Raw genomic sequence first — 24,454 nt, forward strand, 5'->3', positions numbered from 1 at the left:
ATTCGTGCTTAAGCCGCTGGTTCAGATGTCCTTGGTCACGCCGACGAAGACGCCGCGGCGCTGGCCATATTGCGGCGCACCCACGCCGATGCCGCTGCCGTCGCGGATCAGATAGGTCTTGTCGGTGACATTCACGACGTCGAGCCGCACGCCGATGCCGGGGTTGGCGAACTTGTGGCTCAGCGACAGGTTGAACTCGGCATAGGCAGGCAGCGAGCCGCCGTTCGGCACGTCGCCGTCCTTGCGCAGGCCCGATCCGTAGATCATGTCGCCGCCGAGCTTCGTCCCCGCCAGCGCGCCGTCGCGGAACGCATAGGAAATGCCCGCCGACGCGGTGTAGGTCTGGTCGTGATCCAGATAGATATAGTGGTTGCGGATGTAGGCGAGGTCGGCCGGGTCGAACGAGAACTGGCTGCTGACGATATCCTTGCCCTTCGCCTTGGCCGCCGCAAAGTTGCCGTAGGCGAGCCACGGCCCGCGCTGATAGGTCAGGTTGAACTCGGCGCCCCGGATCGTGCCGACGCGATAGTTGAACGGCGTCAGGATGATCGGCGCGCCGAACTGGCCCTCGTCGATCAGGTTGTGCGAACGGCGATAATAGCCGTCGATCGTCGCCGTGAAGCCACCGCCGAGCTTCTGCGAAAGGCCGACGTCGAAATAATTCTGCCGCTCGGCGAAAGCAGCCGTGTTCTCGGTCGACGGCGCCGCGCCGCTGGTGCCGGCCAGCCGCGCCACGCTGGTGGTGGCGATGTTGCTGAACGGCGGCGGCGAGAAATAGCGGGCATAGCCGACGTGCAACGTCGTCATGCCGGTCGGCTGCCAGACGATGTTGGCGCGCGGGCTGAACTGATGCTCCGCGCGATAGCCGTCATAGGCGTCGAAGCGGCCGCCGAAGTTGAAGGTGACGCGCGGCAGGATCTTCCATTCGTCCTGCAGATAGGCCGAATAGATCATCTCGGTCTTGCCCTGCGCGTCGCCGATGGCGAACGGCTCGCCCACCTGCGCGCCGCTATCGTCCAGCGGGAAGACATAGCTGCTGGTGTCGCTGGTGCTGCGGTCGCGCTGGATGACGACGCCGCCGCGCAGCGTATGCGTGTCGGAAAGGCGATAGGCGCCCTCCACCTGGCCGCCGACATTGACGTCGCGCTTGAGCGCGCTCTGCGCCTGGCCGTTGAACAAGAGCTCGCCGGTGATGTCGGGCGTGTAGCGCAGCGACGAATAGCGCGCGAACAGCGACGCCTGCAGCGTCAGCCGATCGGCGTGGTGGAGGAAGGCGAGCTGGCCGAACGCAGTGCGCTCGTGCTGCCGCTCGTCCAGATCGTTGCTCAGATAATCGGTCTGGCCGTTCACGCTATAGCCCAGATCGGGCTGCAACCCGCGCGGGTTCGGGATCTGGAAATATTGATCCGAATAACCGCCGACGAACGACACCCGATCATTGTCGCTCAGGATGTGGTCGACATAGACGAACGCCTGCCCCTGATTGGTCTTGTCGTGCAGCGGCGTGGCCGATCCGTCGACGCTCTCGATCCCGCGATCGCTGTGGCGATAGTCGCCGCTGACGAAATAGTTGGTCGAGCCGGTCGAGCCGCCATATTCCACGCTCGGCTCGATCATGCCCTGGCTGCCGCCATAGAGGCTCACCTGGCCGCCATTGGCGAAGCCGCTCTTGGTGGTGATGTCGATGATGCCGGCGGTGCGCAGGCCATATTGCGCCGGCAGCGCACCGGTCAGCAGGTCGAACTTCTCGATCAGGCGCGGGCTCAGCGTCTGGCCGAAGACGGCGATGCCCTCGGGCAGGATCGTGCCGTTGATGCGATATTGCAGGCCGTTGTGGTCGTCGCGGACATGGAACTGGCCGAACCCGTCCTGCACCACGCCGGGCAGCTGCAGCACGATCTGGTTGAACTGCTGGTTGTCGCCGCCGGGCAGCGCCTGGATCGTCTCGTTGGTGACGCCGTAGGAAGTGGCACCGAGGCTCGGCTGGATCGCCGCGCGCGCCTCGTCCAGCCGGCGCGCCGTGACGACGATGTCGCGGTTCTTGCTCGAGGCGGTCGTCGCGGCGGGCGTGTCGACCGTGGTCGGCTCAGGCGCTGGCGCCGCATTCTGGGCGTGCGCGCTTCCTGCCGCCATCGCCGCGCCGCTCACCGCCGTCATCACCCCACGAAACTTCATCCGTCACCCACCCTTTGATATGATGTATCATCGTTCGCAATTGCGAGATGAACGGCGGATGAAGCAAGTCGTTAAAGCACCCGTTTAGCGCGGTGAAGCGAGCCAGCGGGCCGCCTGCACGGGGGTTGCCTTGTCGGCGTCGCGATCGACCATGTAATTGGCCGTGCGCATCCGTTCGACCGGAATGGCGCCGATCAGCGGCTGCAGCGCGCGGACGAAGGCAGGATCGCTGGCGCGCGCCGGTGCGACCAGCAGCAGCGCATCGTAGCGCGGGATCGCGCCGCGCGGATCGGCCAGCACCGTCAGATGATCGGCGGCGATGCGTCCGTCCGACGAGAAAGCCGAGATCACATCGGCCTGCCCCGAGGCCAGCGCGCGATACATGAAGGTCGGGCTATAAGCGCGCGTCGCCGCGAAACGCAGCCCGTAGGCATCGCGGATCGCGCGCCATTCGGGCCGGTCCAGAAATTCGAGATCGGCGCCCAGCGTAAGCCCCGGCGCGCGCGGCGCGAGATCGGCGATCGTCGTCAGGCCGCGGCCGGGGCGGGTCGCCAGCGCATAGGCATTCTCGAAGCCGAGCGGACCCACCAGCCCGACATGCGGCCCGCTTTTCATCCAATCGCCGATCGTGGCGAGCATGGCGGCGCGCGGCTGGATATCGTGACGCCCCATCGCGCCGGTCCACAGCGTGCCGGCATAATCGACATAGACGTCGATATCGCCATGGGAGAGCGCCTGGAACGCCACCGCCGAGCCGAGCCCCTCGCGATAGGTGACGCGATAGCCCGCGCGCTCCAGCCGGTCGCCGATCAACCGGGCGAGGATGAACTGCTCGGAGAAATTCTTGGCGCCGACGATGACGGTCGGAGTGCCGCCGCCGAACAGCGGCGCGACCGAGGCGATCAGCCCCGCCAGCAGCAGGGCCGCCGCGCCCGCGACACGGCGCGGGCGGCGACGCGCCAGCCCCTGCTCGATCTGCCCGAGCAGAGCATCGGCGACGATCGCCAGCGCGGCTGCGCCGACACAGCCCGCCAGCACCAGGGTCCAATTCTCGGTCTGCAGCCCGGCGAAGATCGGGTTGCCGAGGCTGGGATAGCCGATCGTCGTCGCCAGCGTCGCCGCGCCGATCGTCCACACCGTCGCGGTGCGGATCCCCGCCATCGCCACCGGCGCAGCCAGCGGCAGCTCGACCAGCCGCAGGCGCTGGCGCGGCGTCATGCCGACGCCGTCGGCGGCCTGCATCACCGCCGGATCGATGCCGCGCAGGCCCGCCACCACGTTCCGCAGAATCGGCAGCAGGGCATAAAGCGCGAGCGCCAGCCACGCCGGCAGGAAGCCGAGCGCCGGGATGCGACCGCCGACCAGCGCCGAGAACGCGAGCAGCAACGGATAGAACAAGGCCAGCAATGCGAGGCCGGGGATGGTCTGCACCAGACCGGCGAGGCCGAGCGCCACCGCCGCCAGCCGCGGCCGCCGCGCGGCAGCGACGCCCAGCGGCAGGCCGATCGCCAACGCCAGCGCCAGCGCGGCGGCGGCCAGCAGCACATGATGCGCCACGAGCGGCGGCAACTGCTCCAGCGCCTCGATCATCGCGTGAGCTCGGCCAGCCGCGCCGCCTGCTCGCGTGGCACCCGCACCAGAGCGTCGGCGGCCACGCCGACACCGCCCGCGAGCATCTGGCGCGGGGTCGCGTCGCCGACGATCCGCCCTTGCGCCATCACGATCACGCGATCGGCGAGCAGCAACGCCTCGGCCATGTCGTGCGTCACGAGGATGGTGGTGAGGCCGAGGCGATCGTGCAGCGCGCGCACCGTGCGGCCGAGCAGGTCGCGCGTCACCGGATCGAGCGCGCCGAACGGCTCGTCCATCAGCAGGATGCGGCCATCCCCGGCCAGCGCGCGGGCGATGCCGACGCGCTGCTGCTCGCCGCCCGACAACATCGCCGGCAAGCGACCGGCATAGGCCGGCGGCAGCCCCACTTGCTCGAGAGCGGCGGCGACATCGACCGGCGGTCGGCCTGCAAGGCGGGGGATGAGCGCGACATTCTCCGCCACCGTCATGTGCGGGAACAGGCCGATGCTCTGGAAGACATAAGCGATGCCGCGGCGGAGCGCGATGGGATCCATCCCGGCGACGTCGCGCCCGTCGATCAGCACGCGCCCCTCGCAGGGTTTATCGAGGCGGTTGATCATCCGCAGCGTGGTCGACTTGCCCGAGCCGGATGCGCCGACCAAAGCCACGAACGTGCCGCCGTCGACCGTCAGCGACAACGCGTCGACCACCGACAGCCCGTCATAGCGGCGCGTCACCTGCTCGAAGGCGAGCGAAGGCGCGGCCGCGTCCAATTCAGTCGACAAGCGCGTCGATCGCCTGCGCGAGCGCCAGATCGCGCGCCGACAATCCGCCGCATTCGTGCGTCGTCAGCAGGATGTCGACGCGGTTCCATACGTTCGACCATTCGGGGTGATGGTCAGCTTTCTCCGCCAGCAAGGCGACACGCGTCATGAAGGCGAACGCCTCCGAAAAGTCGATGAAGACGAAGCGACGCGTGACGGCGTCGCGCGCCTCGTCATAATCCCAGTCGGCGAGCACATCGAGCGCGTCGGCGCGCTCCGCATCACTCAACGCCTCGATCGGCATTGACTTCGTCTCCCGGTGGCGCCCCCCTGCGCCGGCGCCTATGTCGCGCGCAGAGGAGCGCGCGTCAAATGCTTGATCGGGAACGATACGTGCGCGAAACAATCTGAATGCCGAACCCGCACCTCACGCTCGATCGCGTTGCCTGCGTGCGCGGCGATCGGCTGCTGTTCGAGCATGTCGACCTGGCGCTCGCGCCCGGCGGCGCGGCGATGGTGCGCGGCCCCAACGGCGCAGGAAAATCGAGCCTGCTTCGGATCATCGCCGGTCTGCTCGCTCCCGCCGCAGGTACGATTGCGCGCGAGGGCTCGATCGCGCTTGCTGCCGAGACGGCTGCGCTGGATGAGCAGCGTCCGCTCGCAGCCAAGCTGCTGTTCTGGGCGCGGCTCGACGGCGGCGGGGCAGGCGAGGTCGCGCGCGGGCTCGACGCGATGGGGCTCGACGCGCTGGCCGACGTGCCCGTGCGGCTGCTCTCGACCGGGCAACGCCGCCGCGCGACGCTCGCGCGGGTGATTGCGGGCAATGCCGACATCTGGCTGCTTGACGAGCCCGGCAACGGCCTCGACACGGCCGCCCTCGACCGGCTGGCGGCGGCGATGGCGGCGCATCGTGCCCGAGGCGGCATCGTCCTTGCCGCGAGCCACCAGCCGCTCGGGCTTGCCGACGTGCAGGAGCTGCAGCTGTGAGCGTGCTGGCGCAACTCGTCCGCCGCGATCTGGCGATGGCCTATGGCGGAGGCGGCGTGGTGCTGCCGCTGGTCTTCTTCCTGCTGGTGGCGACCCTGTTTCCGTTCGCGGTCGGGCCGGATGCGGCCGTGCTGGCGAAGGTCGGCGGCGGCGCGTTGTGGACCGCCGCATTGCTGGCGGCGCTGCTGCCGGTCGAGCGGCTGATCGCGCCAGACCTTGCGTCGGGCACGATCGATCAATTGGTCGTGCGCGGCATCGGCGAAGAGACGATCGCGGCCGCGCGGCTGATCGCGCATTGGCTGGGATTCGGGCCGCCGCTGATGGTGGCGGCGCTGCCTGGCGCGGCCCTGCTCGGGCTCGACGGGTCCGCGCTGGCGCGGCTGGAGCTGGGGCTGGCGCTCGGCACGCCGGGTCTGGCGGCGCTCGCGCTCGGCACGGCGGCGCTCACGGCGGCGTTGCGCGGTGCCGGCGCGCTGGCCGGGCTGGTGATGCTGCCGCTCGCGGTGCCGCTATTGATCTTCGGCGCCGGCGCGCTCGCCCCGGATGGAGGAAGCGCGCTCAAGCTGCTCGCGGCGACCTCGCTGCTGTTGCTGGCCGGCGCGCCCTTCGCCGCGGGCGCCGCGCTGCGCGCCGCCCGCGACTGAGGCCTCAGAAGCTCGACCAATCCTCGTCGATCGCCACCGCCGCTCCGCCGGCAGCACGGCGCTGCGGGGCCATCCGGCGCCCGGCGCGAGCGGCACGATCCTGAAGCTGATGGACGACCGGCCGTTCGGGCGCCGACGTGGCGGCGCCGATCTCGAATCGGCCGACCTCGTTCATCAGCATCGCTGCCTCGTCGGTCAGCGTGCGCGCGGCGGCGGTCGATTCCTCGACCATCGCGGCATTCTGCTGGGTCACGCCGTCCATCTCGTTGACCGCGACATTGACCTGCTGGAGGCCGCCCGCCTGCTGCTCGACGGCGCTCGCGATGGTCGACACCAAAGCGTTGATCTCGCCGATGCGGCCGATCATGCGCTGCAGCGCCTGGCCGGTCTGCGCGACCAGGTCGACGCCGACGCCGACTTGGCGCGAGGATGCGGTGATGCGCGTCTTGACGTCCTTGGCGGCGTCGGCCGAACGCTGCGCCAGCGCGCGCACCTCGGACGCGACCACTGCGAAGCCGCGCCCGGCGTCGCCCGCGCGGGCAGCCTCGACCCCGGCATTCAGCGCCAGCAGGTTGGTCTGGAACGCGATCGCGTCGATGACGGCGATGATCTCGGAAATCTCGTTCGACGAACGCTCGATCCCGCTCATCGCCTCGACCGCGCGGCGCACCACGTCGCCCGATTGCTCGGCCTCGGCGCGAACGCTGTCGACCGCGGAGGCGGCGCGTGCGGCGCCATCGGCGGTCTGGCGGACGGTGGAGGTGATCTCCGCCATTGCCGCCGCCGTCTCTTCGAGGCTGGCCGCCTGCTGCTCGGTGCGCAGCGACAGCTGGTCCGACGCCTGACCGATACCGTGCGCGCCCGCGTCGATGCTGGATGCGGCGCTCGACACCGCGACCACCGCCTCCAGCATCGCGGTCATCGCGCGATTGAAGTCGTGACGGAGCGACTCATACTCTTCGGGAAAGGTCGTATCGATGCGGTGGACGAGATCGCCCTGCGCCAATCGACCGAGCCCCGTGCCCAGCGCTTCCGCCATCGCCCGCTGCCGCTCGGCTTGATCGGCCTCCTCGCTGTTGCGGCGGAAGATCGCCATCGCCTTGGTCATGCGGCCGACGCAGTCGCGATTTTCGGTATAGAGGATCGGGCTGGCGAGATCGCCCGCCGCCAGCGCTTCCATCCGCACGACCGTATCGACATAGGGCCCGCAGATCAGGCGACCGGCAAGCCAGGTCGAGCCGGCCAATGCGAGCGACGCCAGCGCGACGATCGTCGTCAACGCGATCGGGGAGAGGTGCACCAGACCGTCACCAGCCGAAAATATGGCAGCGGTGGCGATACCACCCAGCACCACGTGCAGGCCGGTCAGCGCCTTGAACTTTACGCGGATGGGAGCATTCTTTCCAAACCAAGTCAGCATCTTAGCGCCCCTGCAGCGATCGCGACCGGACATTCACCGGCCAGTGGAATGCGCCGGTTTTTGATGTACCCCCGTTAACATTGCCCGTGAAAGCCACCCGAATCGGATCAGATCGGGCATGGCCGCCAGGGATTGATCTGCCGCGCTTGTGGCGACAGGAGCGGGGCACGCGTCGCCGCGTTCGAGGAGAAAGCCGTGAAGACCCGTGCCGCCGTCGCCTTCGAAGCCAAGCGCCCGCTGGAGATCGTCGAGCTCGATCTCGACGGCCCCAGGGCTGGCGAGGTGCTGGTCGAGATCATGGCGACCGGCATCTGCCACACCGACGCCTATACGCTCGACGGGCTGGACAGCGAGGGCATCTTCCCCTCGATCCTCGGCCATGAAGGCGCGGGCATCGTGCGCGAGGTCGGCGCGGGCGTGACCAGCGTCGCGCCGGGCGACCATGTCATCCCGCTCTACACGCCCGAATGCCGCCAGTGTAAATCGTGCCTCAGCGGCAAGACCAACCTGTGCACCGCGATCCGCGCGACGCAGGGCAAGGGGCTGATGCCCGACGGCACGACGCGCTTCAGCTACAAGGGCCAGCCGATCTTCCATTATATGGGCTGTTCGACCTTCGCGAACTTCACCGTGCTGCCCGAGATCGCGGTGGCGAAGATCCGCGACGACGCGCCGTTCAAGACGAGCTGCTATATCGGCTGCGGCGTCACCACCGGCGTCGGCGCGGTGGTCAACACCGCCAAAGTGCAGGTCGGCGACAATGTCGTGGTGTTCGGCCTCGGCGGCATCGGGCTGAACGTGCTGCAGGGCGCGCGACTGGCTGGTGCCAACCGGATCGTCGGCGTCGACCTCAATCCCGACCGCGAGGCGTGGGGCCGCCAGTTCGGCATGACCGACTTCATCGACGCGCGCGGCAAGGATCGCGCCGCGATCGTCGCCGAGGTGCTGGCGCTGACCGACGGCGGTGCCGACTATACGTTCGACTGCACCGGCAATACCGAGGTGATGCGCACCGCGCTGGAGGCATGCCATCGCGGCTGGGGCACCTCGATCGTCATCGGCGTCGCCGAGGCGGGCAAGGAGATCAGTACGCGGCCGTTCCAGCTCGTCACCGGGCGCAACTGGCGCGGCACCGCCTTCGGCGGCGCCAAGGGCCGCACCGACGTACCCAAGATCGTCGACTGGTACATGGACGGCAAGATCGCGATCGATCCGATGATCACCCACGTCCTCAGCCTCGACGAGATCAACAAGGGCTTCGACCTGATGCATGCCGGCGAAAGCATCCGCTCGGTCGTGGTCTACTGATCGTGGAGACGCTCTCCACCGCACGCGCATTCGACGGCGTGCAGGGCGTCTATCGCCACGGCTCGACCGCGACCGGCACCGACATGACCTTCGCGGTCTACGTGCCGTCGCATGCCGAGGACACGCGGCTGCCGGTGGTGTGGTATCTGTCGGGCCTCACCTGCACCCACGCCAACGTGATGGAGAAAGGCGAATATCGCCGCGCCTGCGCCGAACTGGGGCTGATCCTCGTCGCGCCCGACACCAGCCCACGCGGCCCCGACGTGCCCGACGATCCCGCCGGCGGTTATGATTTCGGCCTCGGCGCCGGCTTCTACGTCGACGCGACGCAGGCACCCTACGCCGCGCAATATCGCATGTGGTCCTACGTCACGGAGGAGCTGCCGGCGCTGGTCGCCGCGCATTTCCCCGCCGATATGGCGCGCCAGTCGATCATGGGCCATTCGATGGGCGGACATGGCGCGCTCACCATCGGCCTGCGCCATCCCGATCGCTACAAGGCGGTCTCCGCCTTCGCGCCGATCGTCGCACCGAGCCAGGTGCCGTGGGGGCGCAAGGCGCTGACCGGCTATCTCGGCGTCGACGCCACTTGCTGGCGCGCGCACGATGCGGTGACGCTGATCGAGGATGGCGCGCGTCTGCCCGGCCTGCTCGTCGATCAGGGCGACGCCGACCCGTTCTTCGCCGAGCAGCTCCGGCCCGAACTGCTCGAAATCGCCTGCCGCGATGCCGGCATCGACCTCACGCTTCGCCGCCAGCCCGGCTACGATCACAGCTATTTCTTCATCTCGACCTTCCTGGCCGACCATCTGCACTGGCACGCCGCGCGACTGGGGTGAGCGCCAGCAGTTCGTGTGGAATCATTCGACGCGATGCTTTTACGTCGCGTTCTACATGGGCAGGAGCGCGGCGTGGACACGGTCGATCAAGCGAACGCCAAAGCACGTCTGAATGAACTGGCCGATCGGGCCGTGGCCAGCGGACCGATCGATATTACACGACTCCGATCGCTGACCGCGACCATGCAGTTCCGCCCTCAAGGCGCCGCCGATCTGGTGCGGATGATGCGAGACAGTGAGCGTTACTGATGTCCACCGATGCATTCGGTCAGCGGCTCGGTGACGCCAACTCCGCACTCGTAATGCCGTCGCGGCGCCGACTGACGCAGCAGCGAGCATCCCCCGAATGCCCGCCTCTCCGCCTCACTCCCACTCGATCGTGCCGGGCGGCTTGCTCGTATAATCGTAGACGACGCGGTTGATGCCAGCGACTTCGTTGACGATGCGGGTCGCGACGCGCGCGAGGAAGGCGCCGTCGAACGGGTAGACGTCAGCGGTCATGCCGTCGACCGAGGTCACCGCGCGCAGGCCGCACACCGAATCGTAGGTACGGTGGTCGCCCATCACGCCGACGGTGCGCACCGGCAGCAGTACCGCGAACGCCTGCCAGATCGCGTCGTAGAGCCCGGCATTGCGGATCTCCTCGAGATAGATCGCGTCGGCCTTGCGGAGGATGTCGCAGCGCTCCTTGGTGACCTCGCCGGGGATGCGGATGGCGAGGCCCGGCCCCGGAAAGGGATGGCGGCCGACGAACGCCTCGGTCAGCCCCAGTTCGCGACCGAGCACGCGGACCTCGTCCTTGAACAGCTCGCGCAGCGGCTCGACGAGCTTCATGTTCATCCGCTCGGGCAGGCCACCGACATTGTGGTGGCTCTTGATCGTCACCGACGGGCCGCCGGTGAACGAGACGCTCTCGATCACGTCGGGATAGAGCGTGCCCTGCGCGAGGAAATCGGCGCCGCCGATCTTCCTGGCCTCTTCTTCGAACACCTCGATGAAGGTCTTGCCGATGAACTTGCGCTTGGCCTCGGGGTCGGTGACCCCGGCGAGGCCGCCCAGGAACAGCGCCTCGGCGTTCACATGGACGAGCGGGATATTGTAATGGTTGCGGAACAGCGAGACGACCTGCTCGCTCTCGCCGGCGCGCATCAGCCCGTGGTCGACATAGACGCAGGTGAGCTGGTCGCCGATCGCCTCGTGGATCAGCACCGCCGCGACCGACGAATCGACCCCGCCGGACAGACCGCAAATCACCTTGCCGGTGCCGACCTGTGCGCGGATCTCGTTGATCTTGGCGGCGCGAAACGCCCCCATCGTCCAGTCGCCGCCGAGCCCGCACACGTGGCGGACAAAATTGGCGATCAATTTGCCGCCATCGGGGGTGTGGACCACCTCCGGGTGGAACATCATCGAATAGAAGCGGCGCGCCTCGTCGGTGGCGATCGCGAACGGCGCGCCTTCCGATCGGGCGACGATGCTGAACCCGTCGGGCAGCGCCTCGACCCGGTCGCCGTGGCTCATCCACACCTGATGCGTGTCGCCGATCTTCCACAGCCCGTCGAACAACGCCGAATCGGCGACGACATCGATGAAGGCACGGCCGAACTCGCGGCTGGTCGACGGCGCGACGATGCCGCCGAGCTGATGCGCGAGCGTCTGCTGGCCGTAGCAGATCGCCATGATCGGCAGGCCGGCCTCGAGGAAACGCTGCGGCGCGCGCGGGCTGCCGTCGTCCATGATCGAGGCGGGGCCGCCCGAGAAGATCAACCCGCTGGGTGCCAGCCGATCGAATGCCGCCTCGGCGGACTGGAACGGCGCGATCTCGCAATAGACGCCTGCCTCGCGCACGCGGCGGGCGATCAGCTGGGTCACCTGGCTGCCGAAATCGACGATCAGGATGCAGTCGGTCGGGGTAGCGGTCATGGCAGGCAGTTAAGGAGGCGTCGCGCGCCTGTCCAGCGGTCATGGGAAACGACCCGTTAACCTTCTGTCGTTAACAATCGATCGATCCGCAGGAGGTAAACATGCCGCGTCGAATCCGCACATTGCTGTCGATCCTGCGCGAGGACGTGCAGCATTTCGTCGCGGAGAGCGAACGCATTGCGGGGCGCACCAACCTGCTCGCGCTCAACGCGACGATCGAGGCGGCGCGCTCGGGCGAAGCGGGCCGCGGCTTTTCGATCGTGGCACAGGAGGTGAAGGCGCTCGCCAACCAGGCGCGCGGCTCGGCCGAGGCGTTCCGCGTCGGCGTGCTCGACCGGCTGGCGCTCGGCGCAGGCTTCGCCGACGAGATGCTGAGCGAGATCGAAGGGGACCGGCTGGTGAAGCTGGCCGAGACGATCGCGCGCGAGATCGGCCGTGCGCTCCACGCGCGGGCGAGCCACCTCGTCATGCTCGCATCCGACCCCGCCGTGGTCGCGGCGCTCGAGGAGCCGGGCAGCCAATCGGTGGCGCTGGCTAACGCCCGGCTTCGCCTGCTGCATCGCACCTCTGGCGAATATCTCTGCGCGTTCATCGTCGCCGCCAGCGGGCGGATGCTCACTTCGACCAATCCCAATGCCAGCGTCGCGATGCACGATTTCCGCACGGCACCGCAGTTCAACCGCGCGATGCAGAGCCAAAGCGGCGACGCATGGTTCACCGACGAGGTGTGGCTCAATCCCTGGTCCGACAATCATGCCGTTTTGGTGTTCGTGAAGGCGATCCGCAGCCGGCCCGACGCACCGCCGCTTGGCGTGCTGTACCTCGAATTCGACTGGGAACTGCTGATGCGCGAGGTGCTGCACCCGCCGCGCGACGCCAGCGACGAACGGCGCGAGACCGTCATCAGCATCGTCGATGCCGACAATCGCGTCATCGGCACGTCCGGCTCGACCCCGTTCGGCACGCCCGTCGCGCTGCCGCCCGGCACGCATAGCGGCACCGAGACGCGCGCCGATGCCGTCGTGGCCTTCGCCGCCGCGCGGGCGATCGGCGATTTCGACGTGCTCGGCCTGCGCTGCCTGATCGAGCAGAAAATGGCGAGCGAGGCGGAGATCGCCGCCGCCATCCTGCCGCCTGCGCGGCGCGAAAGTGACCGCCCCGAGCGCAAGCTCGCCTGATCCGCACACGAAAACGCCGCCCCGGACGAACCAGAGCGGCGCTTCGATGACCGATTATGTCTGGTCGATCAGGCGGCTTCGGCCTCGTCGTCGAACACCGGGCCCGAATCCTGGCCCTTGGCCGATTCGTCGCGGTCGACGAACTCGATCACCGCCATCGACGCCGCATCCGACCCGCGGATGCCGGCCTTGATGATGCGGGTGTAGCCGCCGTTGCGATCCGCGTAGCGCGCTGCCAGCACGTCGAACAGCTTCACGAGCTGTGCTTCGTCCATCAGGCGCGAATAAGCGAGACGACGGTTCGACAGACCGCCCTTCTTGGCGAGCGTCACCAGCTTCTCGACGTAGGGGCGGAGTTCCTTCGCCTTGGCGAGGGTGGTGATGATCTGCTCGTGCTTGATGAGCGCGGCCGACTGGTTGCGGAACAGGGCAGTACGGTGGCTGGAGGTACGCTGCAGCTTACGGCCGCCGACACGATGACGCATGGGTCTTGTCCTTCACGTTCGTCCGGCACCCGGATCAGGTAGCGCCGGCCAGGCGGTGAATGAGGGCCACCGCCCGAAACCCGAGCCCCAACCGAAGTTGAGGAAGTTGAGGGTCGGGCGGACCTGTTCGTCCGCCCAGCCCGTAATCGATGCCCCGTCAAGAAGCGGGGCCTCCTATGGCAGCGACACCGCGTCGAGGTTGTTCGCCGCCGTGGGAGATCCTGACTTGCGTCAGGATGACGCGGTGCGTGCGCTTGGCACGCCCCGCATCAGAACTCCTGTTCGAGCTTCTTGGCCATTTCCTCGATATTCTCGGGCGGCCAGCCGGGGATTTCCATGCCCAGCCGCAGCCCCATCGAGGACAGCACTTCCTTGATCTCGTTCAGCGACTTGCGTCCGAAATTCGGGGTGCGCAGCATCTCGGCCTCAGTCTTCTGAACCAGATCGCCGATATAGATGATGTTGTCGTTCTTCAGGCAGTTGGCCGAACGCACCGACAGTTCGAGCTCGTCAACCTTCTTGAGCAGGAAGCGGTTGAGCTGGTTCGAGCCGACTTCCGGTTCGGTCACGCCGCCGCCGATCGGGGCCATCGCCACGCTCTGCGAGGGAGCGGCGACCGCCATGCCATCGTCGAAGTGGACGAACAGCTGGAGCTGATCCTGCAGGATGCGCGCCGAATAAGCGAGCGCGTCCTCGGGCGTCAGCGTGCCGTCGGTCTCGACCGTGATCGTGAGCTTGTCGTAATCGAGCTCCTGCCCGACGCGGGTATTCTCGACCTTGTACGCGACCTGGCGGACCGGCGAGTAGAGCGCATCGACCGGCACGAGGCCGATCGGCGCGTCGATCGGCCGGTTGGAGGCGGCGGGGACATAGCCCTTACCGGCCTGCGCGGTCAGCTCCATGTTGAGCGTCGCGCCCTCGTCCAGGTGGCAGATCACGAGCTCGGGGTTCATCACCTCGATGTCGCCGGTGGTGGCGATGTCGCCCGCGGTCACCTCGGCCGGGCCGGTCGCGGCGAGCTGGAGGCGCTTCGCACCCTCGCCCTGCATGCGCAGCGCGATCTGCTTCACGTTCAGGACGATGTCGGTCACGTCCTCGCGCACGCCGGCGAGGCTCGAGAATTCGTGCAGCACGTTCTCGATGCGGATCGACGTCACCGCCGCACCCTGCAGCGAGGAGAGCAGCACGCGACGCAGCGCGTTGCCGAGCGTCAGGCCGAAGCCCCGCTCCAGCGGCTCGGCGACGAAGGTCGCGCGCCGCTTGCCGTCGCCGCCCGATTTCTTCTCGAGCGCGACAGGCTTCTTAAGTTCCTGCCAGTTCTTGGCATTGATCGCCATCATGGTCCCCTCGGGGCTGGAGCCGCGGCGCGTCCGCTGCGGCTGGAAACAAGATCGGACAAAGGGCTGGACGAGGCCCCCCAGATAAGCAGGATCAGACGCGACGGCGCTTGGAGGGACGAACGCCATTGTGCGGGATCGCCGTCACGTCGCGGATCGACGTGATGTGGAACCCGACTGCCTGCAGCGCGCGCAGCGCCGACTCGCGGCCCGAACCGGGGCCCTTGACCTCGACCTCGAGCGTGCGCACGCCGTGCTCGGCTGCCTTCTTGCCGGCATCCTCGGCGGCAACCTGGGCGGCGTAAGGCGTCGACTTGCGCGAGCCCTTGAAGCCCATCATGCCGGCCGACGACCACGAGATCGCATTGCCCTGCGCGTCGGTGATCGTGATCATGGTGTTGTTGAAGCTGGCGTTGACGTGGGCCACGCCGGCAGTGATGTTCTTCCTCTCGCGGCGCTTGATGCGCTGGGGTTCGCGTGCCATTTCGAAATCTTCCTGACCTAATCTGTTGCGCTACGCCCGCTCGCCTGCGCGTTCGGGCGGAGTAAGCCGTGGCATCGTCCCCCGGGACGACGCCGCCTGGCTTACTTCTTCTTGCCGGCGATCGGCTTGGCCTTGCCCTTGCGGGTGCGCGCATTGGTATGCGTGCGCTGGCCGCGGACCGGCAGGCCCTTGCGGTGACGCAGCCCGCGATAGCAGGCGAGATCCATGAGGCGCTTGATGTTCATCGCCACCTGGCGGCGCAGGTCGCCTTCGACCTGATAGCCGGCGTCGATCGTCTCGCGGATCTGGAGCACTTCCTGATCGCTCAGCGTGTTGACGCGGCGCGCAGGCTCGATGCCCAGCTTGGCGGTGATCTGCTTGGCCTTGGCCGGGCCAATGCCGTGGATGTAGGTCAGCGCGATCTCGACGCGCTTGTTGTCAGGGATGTTGACCCCCGCGATACGTGCCATGGTCTTTTAATCTCCTGCTCCACGGATTGGCTGGCCACCAGTCCATCTCGACGCTTCATCCCAGCCGAACGGAAATGCAGCGCACGCGCAAGCGCCGCCGGAAACCGGGTTCGTGGGAGGAGCGCTAGCTAGAGAGTGAGTCGGACGCTGTCAAGCGCGCGTAAAGCGCGACGTAACGGCGGGTTCCCGCCACGCGCACCCGTTGAATCGTCACGGTCGCGACCTACCTCGACACTGCGCCCAGCGCCATGCCCGACGTAGGCGCCTTGCTCCAAAGGGGATCCCATGACCACCAAAGCCTTTGCCGCCCAATCGGCGACGACCCCGCTCGGCCCGATCGACATCGAGCGCCGCGCGGCCGGCCCGCACGACGTCCAGATCGACATCCTCTTCTGTGGCGTCTGCCATTCCGACCTGCACACGGCGCGGTCCGAATGGGACGGCACCCAGTTTCCCTGCGTCCCCGGCCACGAAATCGTCGGCCGCGTGTCGGCGGTGGGCGATCATGTCGCGGCGTTCGCCGTCGGCGAGATCGTCGGCGTCGGCTGCATGGTCGACAGCTGCCAGCATTGCCCGTCGTGCGGCGAGGGGCTGGAGCAATATTGCACCGGCGGCGGCTTCGTCGGCACCTATAACGGCCCGACCCCCGACGCGCCCGGCCATACGCTCGGCGGCTATTCGCAGCGGATCGTCGTCTCCGACAAGTTCGTGCTGAAGATCGGCCATGACGAGAAGGATCTCGCCGCGGTCGCGCCGTTGCTGTGCGCGGGCATCACCACCTACTCGCCGCTCAAGCATTGGGGCGCCGGCCCCGGCAAGAAGGTCGGCATCGTCGGCATCGGCGGGCTTGGCCACATGGGCGTGAAGATCGCGCATGCGCTGGGCGCGCACGTCGTGGCCTTCACGACGTCGGAGAGCAAGAAGCAGGCAGCGCTCGAGCTCGGCGCCGACGAGGTCGTCAATTCGCGCAACGAGGACGAGATGGCGGCGCATGCCGGTAGCTTCGACTTCATCCTCAACACGGTCGCGGCCAGCCACAATCTCGATCCGTTCACGGCGCTGCTGAAGCGCGACGGCACGCTGACCCTCGTCGGCGTCCCCGAGCATCCGCACCCGTCGCCAGCGGTGTTCCCGCTGGTGTTCGGGCGCAAGGCGATCGCCGGCTCGCTGATCGGCGGCATCGCCGAGACGCAGGAGATGCTCGATTTCTGCGCCGAGAAGGGCATCGTCGCCGACATCGAGATGATCCGCATGGACGAGATCGATACGGCCTATGATCGCATGCTGAAGGGCGACGTGAAGTATCGCTTCGTCATCGACACCGCGACGTTGGGCTAAGGGACGAGGGCGGCTCGCTCGGGCGAGCCGCCCTGACCGGCTTTTGTCCCAGAACGGCATTATAATTCTCCGTCACCCCGGACCTGATCCGGGGTGACGCTTTTCTACGCCGACAAAGAAACAAGAAGCTGGATCCCGGATCAGGTCCGGGATGACGTCGGAGGATGGCGGCTGATTCCTGCGCCACCGATCGTCGGGCAGGAATCGTCGACCGGCTTCAGCCTTCGGCAGCTACCGGATCCGGCAGCACCGCTTCGATCTCAGCGGCACCGCTCTTGCGTCGATCGTGCCAACCGCCGACACTTTGGTCGCATCGAGGGGAATAGAATGCGGAATTTCGGAAGCTCGACATGTTCGAAGATGCTGATCCTCATCGCGCTCGCGCAACCGGCGTTTGCGGGCGCTGCTCCGCTGAGTTTCGACTGCGATGTGCCATCCGACCATTATTCTTCGGTTTCCGAAGAGGCGAGCGGCACGATGGCCGTTAGTGGCACGATAGAAGCGGTGGAGCTGCGAGCCGGGAACAACTTACCAGTAGCAGGCGCCCGAATTGCTAGCGCCGATGGCAAAACAAGCTTCGGGCTTCAGCTCGTAGCTGCTTCATCTCACGCCAAGCAGTTTGATATCGTACTGAACACAAGGCGGGGAGACGAAGCCAAACGGAATACGCTTGGACAAGTCGGGACCGACGGCCCGATCTCATTCATTCTTAGCTTATCCGACACCGGTAAGGTATCACTCCTCGTCGGTAGCCGTAGCTTTCAAGCAGACTTCACAGCTTTTTCATCAGGAAAAGTGGCAGCATTTTGCTCGACCGGCCAGTTCAAGTTTTCCAACTTAACTTTTGCCCCGGCCGAGAGATCAGGCAGCACGTCCAATTAAAACTGCGCGCAGATAGCGAAGCTGGGTCGTTGCTCGCGCAGAACAGGCTATGATCCAATCGTTTAATTCAGGACTGCAAATCCACGGCCTCAAACCATCCTGGCAGCCGGACTGTCCGCCAGCACCGCCTCGATCGCGGCGGCGACGGTATTGATGTCCGCCATGCCGTCCACGCGCGCGACCAGCCCCTTCGCCTCGTAATAAGGCAGGATCGGCGCGGTCTTGGCGCGATATTCGGCTAGCCGGGCGCGCACCGTCTCTTCATTGTCGTCGGGACGGCGGCGGAATTCGGTCGAGTGGCAGACGTCGCAGACGCCCGCCACCTTCGGCAGTTTGAAGACGTCGTGATAGCCTTCATTGCACTTGGCGCAGGTGAAGCGGCCCGAGATGCGCTCGACCAGCGCATCCTCGTCCACCGCCAGCTCGATCACGTGCTGGAGCTTGAGCCCGCGCTCGGCGAGCAGCGCGTCGAGCGATTCGGCCTGCGCCTGGGTGCGCGGATAGCCGTCGAAGATGAAGCCCGGCGCGTGCGCCTCGAAATCGAGGCGGTTGGCGATCAGTTGGGTCACGACCTCGTCGGGGACGAGCTGGCCGGCCTTCATGATCGCGTCGGCCTTGCGCCCGATCTCGCTGCCGACCTTCACCGCCGCGCGCAGCATGTCGCCCGTGGACAATTGCACCAGCCCGTAGCGGCTCATCAACAATTGCGCCTGCGTGCCCTTTCCCGCCCCCGGCGGGCCCAGCAGGATCAGGATCTTCACCGACGCATACCCCCCTTGAGCTTCGCCTTCTTGATCAGGTCGCCATATTGGTGGGCGAGCAGATGGCTCTGGATCTGCGTGACGGTATCGATCGTCACGTTGACGACGATCAGCAGGCTGGTGCCGCCGAAGCCGACAAGGTGCCGCGGAATGAAGATCTCCGGCACCACGCAGATCAAGGTCAGGTAGGCCGCGCCGAGCACGGTGATGCGCGTCAGCACATAATCGAGATAGGTCTCGGTATTCTTGCCGGGACGGATGCCGGGGATGAAGCCGCCGTAGCGCTTCAGATTGTCGGCCGTCTCCTCGGGATTGAACACGACCGCCGTGTAGAAGAACGAGAAGAAGATGATACCCGCGGCATACAGCACGAAATAGAGCGCGGTATCCTGGCCGATCCACTGGTTCAGCGTGATGACGAAATCGCCGAACCGGCTCTCGCCGCTGATATGCTTGCCGGCGAACTGCGTGATCGTCAGCGGCAGCGCCAGCAGCGACGAGGCGAAGATCGGCGGGATCACGTTGGCGGTGTTGATCTTGAGCGGCAGGTGGCTCTTGTCGGCCTGCATCATGCCGCGCTGGGTCTGGCGCTTGGGATACTGGATCAGCACCCGGCGCTGCGCGCGCTCCATGAAGCAGATGAACAGGATCAGCCCGATCACCAGGATGAAGCCGCCGATCACCATCAGCGGCGAGGTGGCGCCGGTGCGCGCGCTTTCCAGCGCGCCGGCGATCGTGGTCGGCAGGCTGGCGACGATGCCCGACATGATGATGAGGCTGACGCCGTTGCCGATGCCGCGGCTGGTGATCTGCTCACCCAGCCACATCAGGAACATCGTGCCGCCGACGAGCGTGATGACCGTCGTCGCGCGGAACAGCAAGGGATCGACCACCACCGCCTGCGCGCCGGCGCTGGAACCCCACGCCTCGAGCCCGACCGCGATGAAATAGGCCTGGACCGCGGTCAGCCCGACCGTGCCGTAGCGGGTATATTGGTTGAGCTTCTTGCGTCCGCTCTCGCCTTCCTTCTTGATCGCGGCGAGCGCCGGCGACAGCGAGGTGGAGAGCTGCACCACGATCGACGCGGTGATGTACGGCATCACGCCCAACGCGACGATCGACATGCGGGTGAGCGCGCCGCCGGTGAAGGTGTTGAAGAAATCCATCACCCCGCCCTTCGTCGTGTCGAAGAGCGACGCCAGCACGCGCGGGTCGATGCCCGGCAGCGGTACGTAGGACAGCAGGCGGAACACGATCAGCGCGCCGAGGGTGAACCACAGGCGCTTCTTGAGATCGGTCGCCTTGGTGAACTGCGACAGGCTTGCGTTAGCCGCCATCTGTTCGGCTGCGGATGCCATCTGTCTGTATCTACCCCGAAGAAAAGGCGACGAAACGCATATGCGCCCGCCGCCTCATATAGTGACCTGATGCCATCCGTCACCCCGGACTTGTTCCGGGGTCCACCCTGCCGCAGGCGCGGCGCGAGCGGCGGGGTGGATGCCGGGACAAGCCCGGCACGACGGCTATGATTTAGGCGCGCGCAGCCTTCTTGGCGGCCAGCGTGCTGCCCTTCTTGGCGGCGGCCTTCTCCTGCGCGGGGACGACTTCGATCACCTCGACCGAACCGCCGGCGGCCTCGACCGCCTCGCGCGCCGACTTCGACACGCCGGCGACGCGGAAGGCGAGCTTGGCCGAGAAGGTGCCCTTGGCGAGCAGACGGACGCCGTCCTTGCCACCGCGCGCAACGCCCGCCGCCTTCAGCGCGGCATGGTCGATCGTGCCGTCAGTCGCGAGCGTGCCCGCATCGACCAGCTTCTGCAGCTGGCCGAGGTTCACTTCGGCATAATCCTTGGCGAAGATGTTGTTGAAGCCACGCTTCGGAATACGCATGTGGAGCGGCATCTGGCCGCCCTCGAACCCGTTGATCGAGACACCCTCACGGCTCTTCTGGCCCTTCTGGCCACGGCCGGCGGTCTTGCCCTTGCCCGAGCCGATGCCGCGTCCGACGCGCATGCGGCTCTTGCGGGCGCCGGGATTGTCGAGGATTTCGTTGAGCTTCATCTGATGCACTCGCTTTCGCTATGGTCGCGCGGGGAAAGCGGGGCCCTTACGGAGTTACGTGCGCTTTGTCACCCGATTCCTGCGCGTTTCGCGCGGGCACCACGCCGGCCCGCGCCTCTTCGCGCGTGACGACCGACGGGCGATGCCCCGTAAGCGCACGCAGCCGCCGGCCGAGAGGCAGCTCCAGCCACCAATGGAGCGCGACCGCGACGAGATGCGCGATCAGGAACGCGACCGGGATCAGCACTGCCGCAAGCAAAGGGCCGCCATGCCCGCCGGCCAGCTTGGCGATGCCGCGCAGCACGAACGGGTGGGTCAGATAGAGCGCATAGCTCGCCGCACCCAGCAGCTGCAGCAGCGGCTGCTTCGCGCGCAACCCCGAACGCTCGAGCGCCAGCGCGCCGATCAACACGGCTGACGCCGGCAGGCCGGCAAACAGCCAGCGCGGCTCCATCGTCACCATGAACGGATTGCCGAGCAGCAGCATCGTGCCGAGCGCGGCTATCAATGCCCCGCCCACGCGCCCCGGCAGCCACTCGCGCGACGCAAGCAGCGCGATCACCATGCCAAAGCCGAATTCCAGCACGATACCGTCGCTGTAGAACGCCGCGAACAGGTCGGTCGGCCGCACCGTCGCGCCCGCCAGCACGATCGCCAGCAGCGCGCCACTCGCCGCCGCAACGGTGCGCGGCAACGCACCGCGCGTCAGCCACAAGGCGGCCGCGAACAGCAGGTAAAAGAACATCTCGTAATTGAGCGTCCAGCCGACGAACAGCACCGGCTGGACGAGGCCGTTGACCTTGCGGAACGGGATGAACAGCAGCGACCTGACGAGATCGAACGGGGCGGCGCGCGTCGCCTGCACCAGCGACGGCGCCACCAGCGCGACGCCGAAGATGCAGAAGGTGAGGATCCAGTAGATCGGCACCACCCGGATGACGCGGTTGAGCAGGAACCCACCCGGCGTGGTGGGGCGCCGCAGGCAGGTATGCACCATCACGAAGCCGCTGATCACGAAGAACAGGTCGACCCCGACATGGCCGAACCGCACATCGGAGGCGTGCAATCCAAGCGGCGCAATGAGCGAATCGGCGTGGACGAAGAGAACCAGAAAGGCGGCCAGCGCACGCAGCGCCTGGATGTTGTAGATCATGCCACACCCCCTGAGCCTGACCGTTTAGGCTGCCGCGCGGGCCAACGTCCAGCGGCGATGGTGCAGATGCGAAAAAGGGGCCGCCCGCGATTGCGGACGGCCCCCTCTGTTTCGATCAGGTCGCGTACGGCTTAGCCGTCGACCTTCACCATGTGCTGAACCTTGCGGATCATGCCGCGGACCTCGGGGCTATCCTCGAGCTCGCGCGTCTTGTGCATCTTGTTCAGGCCGAGCCCGATCAGGGTCGCCCGCTGGTCGGCGGTACGACGGATCGGCGATCCGGTCTGGGTCACCTTGATGGTCGCCATCAGATTACTCCGTCACCATCGCGGCGTCGGCATCGGCAACCTCGACCGAGGCTCCGCCACGACGCAGCAGATCGGCGATCTTCTTGCCACGGCGCTGCGCGACCGAGCGCGGGCTCGTCTGCTCGCCGAGCGCCTCGAAGGTCGCACGGATCATGTTGTAGGGATTGTTGGTGCCGACCGACTTGGTCACCACGTCGTGCACGCCCAGGCTCTCGAAGATGGCGCGCATCGGGCCACCCGCGATGATTCCCGTGCCGGCCGGAGCCGCACGGAGATAGACCCGGCCCGCGCCGAAGTGGCCGACGCCGTCATGATGCAGCGTACGACCGTCGCGCAGCGGCACGCGGATCATCGCCTTCTTGGCAGCGGCGGTCGCCTTCGAGATCGCCTCCGGCACCTCGCGCGCCTTACCGTGGCCGAAACCGACCCGGCCCGACGCATCGCCGACGACGACGAGTGCCGCAAAGCCGAAGCGCTTGCCGCCCTTCACCGTCTTCGAGACGCGGTTGATGTGAACCAGCTTCTCGACCAGTTCCTCGCCGCCCTCGTCGCGATTGCGGTCGTCGCGGCGGCGATTGCCGTCACGCCCACCGCGGCCGCGATTGTCGTTGCCGCCCCGGCCACGACCACCGCGCGGGCCACGGGCCTCGCGCTGCGGCTGTGCGCCTTCGCCACCGGCGGCCGCAGTCGCCTGCTCCGAACCCGGCGTTTCGTTCTGAACTTCGTCAGCCATTTAGAACTCCAATCCGCCGGCGCGGGCGGCTTCGGCGAGCGCCTTCACGCGCCCGTGGAACAGAAAGCCGCCACGATCGAACACCACCGAAGTGACGCCGGCCGCCGAAGCGCGCTCGGCGATCCGCTGGCCGACCGAGGTCGCCGCATCGATGTTCGCGCCCGACTGGCTGCGGACGTCCTTCTCGAGCGTCGATGCCGAGGCGACCGTGCGACCGGCCGCATCGTCGATCACCTGCACATAGATGTGCCGGCCCGAACGATGGACGGAAAGACGCGGGCGGAGACCGCCCTTCGACTTGAGCGCGGTCCGCACGCGGCGGCGACGCTTCTCGAACAGGGAGAGACCCTTGGTCATTACTTCTTCTTCCCTTCCTTGCGGAAGATGAACTCGCCGGCATACTTGATGCCCTTGCCCTTGTAAGGCTCCGGCTTGCGCCAGCGACGGATCTCCGCGGCCACCTGGCCGACCTGCTGCTTGTCGATGCCGGAAATGTTGACCGTGGTCTGGTCCGGCGTCGCGATCGTGATCCCCTCGGGGATCGCGAAGTCGACATCATGGCTGTAGCCGAGCTGCAGCTTCAGGTTCTTGCCCTGGACGTTGGCGCGATAGCCGACGCCGGTGATCAGGAGCTGGCGGGTGAAGCCCTCCGTCACGCCGACGATCAGGTTCTGCACCAACGTACGCTGCATGCCCCAGAAGGCACGGGCGCGGCGGGTGTCGTTCGCCGGCTGGACGCTGATCGCGCCTTCCTCGACGGCGTAGGTCACCTCGTCCGCGAGATCGAGCGTGAGCGTGCCCTTCGGGCCCTTCACCGACAGCACGCGGCCGTCGATGTTCGCGGTCACGCCCGTCGGAACGGGAACCGGCCTTTTACCGATGCGGCTCATCAGAACACCTCCGCGAGCACTTCGCCGCCGACATTCTGGTCGCGTGCTTCGGCATCCGAAAGCACGCCACGCGGCGTCGAGACGATGGTCATGCCGAGGCCGTTGCGGACGCGCGGCAGCTCCTTGGAGCCCGAATAGACGCGGCGGCCCGGCTTCGAGACGCGTGCGACGTGCTGGATCGCGGGCTGACCCTCGAAATACTTCAGCTCGATGCGCAGGCCAGGATGCTCGCCGAGCTGCTCCTCGGAATAGCCACGGATGTAACCCTCGCGCTGCAGCACGTCGAGCACGCGGGCGCGCAGCTTCGACGCCGGGCTCAGCACGCTGTCCTTGCGGGCGCGCTGACCGTTGCGGATGCGGGTGAGCAGATCGCCCAGGGGATCGTTGATCGCCATATCTAAACCCTTACCAGCTCGACTTGACGACGCCGGGGATCATGCCCCGCGTGGCAAGCTGCCGCAGCATGACGCGGCCCAGACCGAACTTGCGATAGACGCCACGCGGACGGCCGGTGAGCTCGCAACGGTTGCGCACGCGCGTCGGATTGCCGTTGCGCGGGATCTCGGCCAGCTTCAGCCGCGCGATCAGGCGCTCGGTCTCGTCCACGGACTGGTCGTCCGCGATCGCCTTGAGCCGGGCATATTTGCCGGCATACTTCTTAACGAGCTTCTTGCGATGCTCGTTCTTGTTGATCGAACTCAGTTTCGCCATCGACTTAAGTCCTTTGCCGCGCCGGCCATCC

General features: G+C 67.0%; 28 protein-coding genes. 8 read left to right on the top strand and 20 right to left on the bottom strand.

What is annotated here, in order from left to right:
* Positions 1-21: 21 nt before the first annotated feature.
* The 4 genes from K8P63_RS19300 to K8P63_RS19315 form a co-directional block, all read right to left on the bottom strand.
* Complete coding sequence (locus K8P63_RS19300) at positions 22-2,175, bottom strand: TonB-dependent receptor (RefSeq protein WP_223797599.1); 2,154 nt, start codon at positions 2,173-2,175, stop codon at positions 22-24.
* An 84-nt stretch (positions 2,176-2,259) separates the two neighbouring features.
* A complete protein-coding gene (locus K8P63_RS19305; protein ID WP_223797600.1) occupies positions 2,260-3,765 on the bottom strand; it encodes an ABC transporter permease/substrate-binding protein in 1,506 nt (501 codons plus the stop codon).
* Complete coding sequence (locus tag K8P63_RS19310) at positions 3,762-4,532, bottom strand: ATP-binding cassette domain-containing protein (RefSeq protein ID WP_223797601.1); 771 nt, start codon at positions 4,530-4,532, stop codon at positions 3,762-3,764. Before K8P63_RS19310 ends, K8P63_RS19305 begins: the two co-directional genes overlap by 4 nt.
* Complete coding sequence (locus tag K8P63_RS19315; protein ID WP_223797602.1) at positions 4,522-4,815, bottom strand: 4a-hydroxytetrahydrobiopterin dehydratase; 294 nt, start codon at positions 4,813-4,815, stop codon at positions 4,522-4,524. Before K8P63_RS19315 ends, K8P63_RS19310 begins: the two co-directional genes overlap by 11 nt.
* 107 nt (positions 4,816-4,922) lie before the next feature.
* Here K8P63_RS19315 and ccmA point away from each other — a divergent pair, with 107 nt between their 5' ends.
* Positions 4,923-5,498, top strand: a complete 576-nt coding sequence (gene ccmA / locus K8P63_RS19320) for a heme ABC exporter ATP-binding protein CcmA (RefSeq protein WP_223797603.1) — start codon at positions 4,923-4,925, stop codon at positions 5,496-5,498.
* On the top strand, positions 5,495-6,142 hold the full coding sequence (locus tag K8P63_RS19325) for a heme exporter protein CcmB (RefSeq protein WP_223797604.1): 648 nt from the start codon (positions 5,495-5,497) through the stop codon (positions 6,140-6,142). Before ccmA ends, K8P63_RS19325 begins: the two co-directional genes overlap by 4 nt.
* A 4-nt stretch (positions 6,143-6,146) precedes the next feature.
* On the opposite strand, the gene K8P63_RS19330 is transcribed toward K8P63_RS19325, so the two are convergent.
* Complete coding sequence (locus K8P63_RS19330) at positions 6,147-7,562, bottom strand: methyl-accepting chemotaxis protein (protein WP_223797605.1); 1,416 nt, start codon at positions 7,560-7,562, stop codon at positions 6,147-6,149.
* A gap of 195 nt (positions 7,563-7,757) precedes the next feature.
* Here K8P63_RS19330 and K8P63_RS19335 point away from each other — a divergent pair, with 195 nt between their 5' ends.
* From K8P63_RS19335 to K8P63_RS19345, 3 genes are all read left to right on the top strand, one after another.
* Complete coding sequence (locus tag K8P63_RS19335; protein WP_223797606.1) at positions 7,758-8,870, top strand: S-(hydroxymethyl)glutathione dehydrogenase/class III alcohol dehydrogenase; 1,113 nt, start codon at positions 7,758-7,760, stop codon at positions 8,868-8,870.
* Complete coding sequence (gene fghA, locus K8P63_RS19340; RefSeq protein WP_317629376.1) at positions 8,867-9,709, top strand: S-formylglutathione hydrolase; 843 nt, start codon at positions 8,867-8,869, stop codon at positions 9,707-9,709. Before K8P63_RS19335 ends, fghA begins: the two co-directional genes overlap by 4 nt.
* Before the next feature lie 72 nt (positions 9,710-9,781).
* Positions 9,782-9,958, top strand: a complete 177-nt coding sequence (locus K8P63_RS19345; protein WP_223797608.1) for a type II toxin-antitoxin system prevent-host-death family antitoxin — start codon at positions 9,782-9,784, stop codon at positions 9,956-9,958.
* Between the two features lie 114 nt (positions 9,959-10,072).
* Here K8P63_RS19345 and guaA read toward each other — a convergent pair whose 3' ends face one another.
* Positions 10,073-11,632 (bottom strand): glutamine-hydrolyzing GMP synthase, encoded by a 1,560-nt coding sequence (guaA, locus tag K8P63_RS19350; protein ID WP_223797609.1) that lies wholly within the window; start codon positions 11,630-11,632, stop codon positions 10,073-10,075.
* A 101-nt stretch (positions 11,633-11,733) separates the two neighbouring features.
* On the opposite strand from guaA, the gene K8P63_RS20900 reads away from it, so the two are divergent.
* Positions 11,734-12,810, top strand: coding sequence for a methyl-accepting chemotaxis protein (locus tag K8P63_RS20900; RefSeq protein ID WP_317629328.1), 1,077 nt, complete (start codon positions 11,734-11,736; stop codon positions 12,808-12,810).
* A gap of 68 nt (positions 12,811-12,878) precedes the next feature.
* On the opposite strand, the gene rplQ is transcribed toward K8P63_RS20900, so the two are convergent.
* The 4 genes from rplQ to rpsM form a co-directional block, all read right to left on the bottom strand.
* Positions 12,879-13,295, bottom strand: coding sequence for a 50S ribosomal protein L17 (rplQ, locus tag K8P63_RS19360; RefSeq protein ID WP_223797610.1), 417 nt, complete (start codon positions 13,293-13,295; stop codon positions 12,879-12,881).
* A 269-nt stretch (positions 13,296-13,564) separates the two neighbouring features.
* A complete protein-coding gene (locus tag K8P63_RS19365; protein WP_223797611.1) occupies positions 13,565-14,632 on the bottom strand; it encodes a DNA-directed RNA polymerase subunit alpha in 1,068 nt (355 codons plus the stop codon).
* 94 nt (positions 14,633-14,726) lie between these two features.
* A complete protein-coding gene (gene rpsK, locus K8P63_RS19370) occupies positions 14,727-15,116 on the bottom strand; it encodes a 30S ribosomal protein S11 (protein WP_223797612.1) in 390 nt (129 codons plus the stop codon).
* Positions 15,117-15,217: 101 nt separating this feature from the next.
* Complete coding sequence (gene rpsM / locus K8P63_RS19375; protein WP_223797613.1) at positions 15,218-15,586, bottom strand: 30S ribosomal protein S13; 369 nt, start codon at positions 15,584-15,586, stop codon at positions 15,218-15,220.
* A 285-nt stretch (positions 15,587-15,871) separates the two neighbouring features.
* On the opposite strand from rpsM, the gene K8P63_RS19380 reads away from it, so the two are divergent.
* Together K8P63_RS19380 and K8P63_RS19385 are read left to right on the top strand one after the other, a co-directional pair.
* Positions 15,872-16,924, top strand: a complete 1,053-nt coding sequence (locus K8P63_RS19380) for an NAD(P)-dependent alcohol dehydrogenase (RefSeq protein WP_223797614.1) — start codon at positions 15,872-15,874, stop codon at positions 16,922-16,924.
* Positions 16,925-17,284: 360 nt separating this feature from the next.
* Complete coding sequence (locus tag K8P63_RS19385) at positions 17,285-17,806, top strand: hypothetical protein (protein ID WP_223797615.1); 522 nt, start codon at positions 17,285-17,287, stop codon at positions 17,804-17,806.
* Positions 17,807-17,895: 89 nt separating this feature from the next.
* Here K8P63_RS19385 and K8P63_RS19390 read toward each other — a convergent pair whose 3' ends face one another.
* The 10 genes from K8P63_RS19390 to rpsN form a co-directional block, all read right to left on the bottom strand.
* Positions 17,896-18,561, bottom strand: coding sequence for an adenylate kinase (locus K8P63_RS19390; protein ID WP_263282735.1), 666 nt, complete (start codon positions 18,559-18,561; stop codon positions 17,896-17,898).
* Positions 18,562-18,563: 2 nt separating this feature from the next.
* Positions 18,564-19,925, bottom strand: coding sequence for a preprotein translocase subunit SecY (gene secY / locus K8P63_RS19395; protein WP_223797617.1), 1,362 nt, complete (start codon positions 19,923-19,925; stop codon positions 18,564-18,566).
* Positions 19,926-20,097: 172 nt separating this feature from the next.
* On the bottom strand, positions 20,098-20,628 hold the full coding sequence (gene rplO / locus K8P63_RS19400; RefSeq protein ID WP_223797618.1) for a 50S ribosomal protein L15: 531 nt from the start codon (positions 20,626-20,628) through the stop codon (positions 20,098-20,100).
* A gap of 46 nt (positions 20,629-20,674) precedes the next feature.
* A complete protein-coding gene (locus tag K8P63_RS19405) occupies positions 20,675-21,781 on the bottom strand; it encodes an acyltransferase family protein (protein WP_223797619.1) in 1,107 nt (368 codons plus the stop codon).
* 131 nt (positions 21,782-21,912) lie between these two features.
* Positions 21,913-22,089 carry a 50S ribosomal protein L30 gene (rpmD, locus tag K8P63_RS19410; protein WP_223797620.1) on the bottom strand — a complete coding sequence of 59 codons (177 nt, stop codon included), beginning with the start codon at positions 22,087-22,089 and terminating at the stop codon, positions 21,913-21,915.
* Between the two features lie 4 nt (positions 22,090-22,093).
* Positions 22,094-22,822 (bottom strand): 30S ribosomal protein S5, encoded by a 729-nt coding sequence (rpsE, locus tag K8P63_RS19415; RefSeq protein ID WP_223797621.1) that lies wholly within the window; start codon positions 22,820-22,822, stop codon positions 22,094-22,096.
* A complete protein-coding gene (gene rplR, locus K8P63_RS19420) occupies positions 22,823-23,179 on the bottom strand; it encodes a 50S ribosomal protein L18 (RefSeq protein WP_223797622.1) in 357 nt (118 codons plus the stop codon).
* Positions 23,179-23,712: a 50S ribosomal protein L6 gene (gene rplF / locus K8P63_RS19425; RefSeq protein WP_223797623.1), complete on the bottom strand. Its 534-nt coding sequence runs from the start codon at positions 23,710-23,712 to the stop codon at positions 23,179-23,181. Before rplF ends, rplR begins: the two co-directional genes overlap by 1 nt.
* The gene (gene rpsH / locus K8P63_RS19430; protein ID WP_223797624.1) at positions 23,712-24,107 is read right to left on the bottom strand and encodes a 30S ribosomal protein S8; all 396 of its coding nucleotides are present in this window, start codon (positions 24,105-24,107) and stop codon (positions 23,712-23,714) included. The genes rplF and rpsH overlap by 1 nt, the downstream gene beginning before the upstream one ends.
* A 10-nt stretch (positions 24,108-24,117) precedes the next feature.
* Entirely contained in the window at positions 24,118-24,423 is a 306-nt protein-coding gene (rpsN, locus tag K8P63_RS19435; RefSeq protein WP_223797625.1) for a 30S ribosomal protein S14, read from the bottom strand.
* Positions 24,424-24,454: the final 31 nt, after the last annotated feature.

Origin of the sequence: Sphingomonas nostoxanthinifaciens (assembly GCF_019930585.1) — a bacterium.
Lineage (GTDB): Bacteria > Pseudomonadota > Alphaproteobacteria > Sphingomonadales > Sphingomonadaceae > Sphingomonas_I > Sphingomonas_I nostoxanthinifaciens.

What these genes read in the sequence shown, in the direction of transcription:
- K8P63_RS19300 (WP_223797599.1), bottom strand. Translation starts at nt 2,175, where the DNA reads ATGAAGTTTCGTGGGGTGATGACGGCGGTGAGCGGCGCGGCGATGGCG.
- K8P63_RS19305 (WP_223797600.1), bottom strand. Translation starts at nt 3,765, where the DNA reads ATGATCGAGGCGCTGGAGCAGTTGCCGCCGCTCGTGGCGCATCATGTG.
- K8P63_RS19315 (WP_223797602.1), bottom strand. Translation starts at nt 4,815, where the DNA reads ATGCCGATCGAGGCGTTGAGTGATGCGGAGCGCGCCGACGCGCTCGAT.
- ccmA (WP_223797603.1), top strand. Translation starts at nt 4,923, where the DNA reads ATGCCGAACCCGCACCTCACGCTCGATCGCGTTGCCTGCGTGCGCGGC.
- K8P63_RS19330 (WP_223797605.1), bottom strand. Translation starts at nt 7,562, where the DNA reads ATGCTGACTTGGTTTGGAAAGAATGCTCCCATCCGCGTAAAGTTCAAG.
- guaA (WP_223797609.1), bottom strand. Translation starts at nt 11,632, where the DNA reads ATGACCGCTACCCCGACCGACTGCATCCTGATCGTCGATTTCGGCAGC.
- K8P63_RS20900 (WP_317629328.1), top strand. Translation starts at nt 11,734, where the DNA reads ATGCCGCGTCGAATCCGCACATTGCTGTCGATCCTGCGCGAGGACGTG.
- rplQ (WP_223797610.1), bottom strand. Translation starts at nt 13,295, where the DNA reads ATGCGTCATCGTGTCGGCGGCCGTAAGCTGCAGCGTACCTCCAGCCAC.
- K8P63_RS19365 (WP_223797611.1), bottom strand. Translation starts at nt 14,632, where the DNA reads ATGGCGATCAATGCCAAGAACTGGCAGGAACTTAAGAAGCCTGTCGCG.
- rpsK (WP_223797612.1), bottom strand. Translation starts at nt 15,116, where the DNA reads ATGGCACGCGAACCCCAGCGCATCAAGCGCCGCGAGAGGAAGAACATC.
- rpsM (WP_223797613.1), bottom strand. Translation starts at nt 15,586, where the DNA reads ATGGCACGTATCGCGGGGGTCAACATCCCTGACAACAAGCGCGTCGAG.
- K8P63_RS19380 (WP_223797614.1), top strand. Translation starts at nt 15,872, where the DNA reads ATGACCACCAAAGCCTTTGCCGCCCAATCGGCGACGACCCCGCTCGGC.
- K8P63_RS19385 (WP_223797615.1), top strand. Translation starts at nt 17,285, where the DNA reads ATGCTGATCCTCATCGCGCTCGCGCAACCGGCGTTTGCGGGCGCTGCT.
- secY (WP_223797617.1), bottom strand. Translation starts at nt 19,925, where the DNA reads ATGGCATCCGCAGCCGAACAGATGGCGGCTAACGCAAGCCTGTCGCAG.
- rplO (WP_223797618.1), bottom strand. Translation starts at nt 20,628, where the DNA reads ATGAAGCTCAACGAAATCCTCGACAATCCCGGCGCCCGCAAGAGCCGC.
- K8P63_RS19405 (WP_223797619.1), bottom strand. Translation starts at nt 21,781, where the DNA reads ATGATCTACAACATCCAGGCGCTGCGTGCGCTGGCCGCCTTTCTGGTT.
- rpmD (WP_223797620.1), bottom strand. Translation starts at nt 22,089, where the DNA reads ATGGCGACCATCAAGGTGACCCAGACCGGATCGCCGATCCGTCGTACC.
- rpsE (WP_223797621.1), bottom strand. Translation starts at nt 22,822, where the DNA reads ATGGCTGACGAAGTTCAGAACGAAACGCCGGGTTCGGAGCAGGCGACT.
- rplR (WP_223797622.1), bottom strand. Translation starts at nt 23,179, where the DNA reads ATGACCAAGGGTCTCTCCCTGTTCGAGAAGCGTCGCCGCCGCGTGCGG.
- rplF (WP_223797623.1), bottom strand. Translation starts at nt 23,712, where the DNA reads ATGAGCCGCATCGGTAAAAGGCCGGTTCCCGTTCCGACGGGCGTGACC.
- rpsH (WP_223797624.1), bottom strand. Translation starts at nt 24,107, where the DNA reads ATGGCGATCAACGATCCCCTGGGCGATCTGCTCACCCGCATCCGCAAC.
- rpsN (WP_223797625.1), bottom strand. Translation starts at nt 24,423, where the DNA reads ATGGCGAAACTGAGTTCGATCAACAAGAACGAGCATCGCAAGAAGCTC.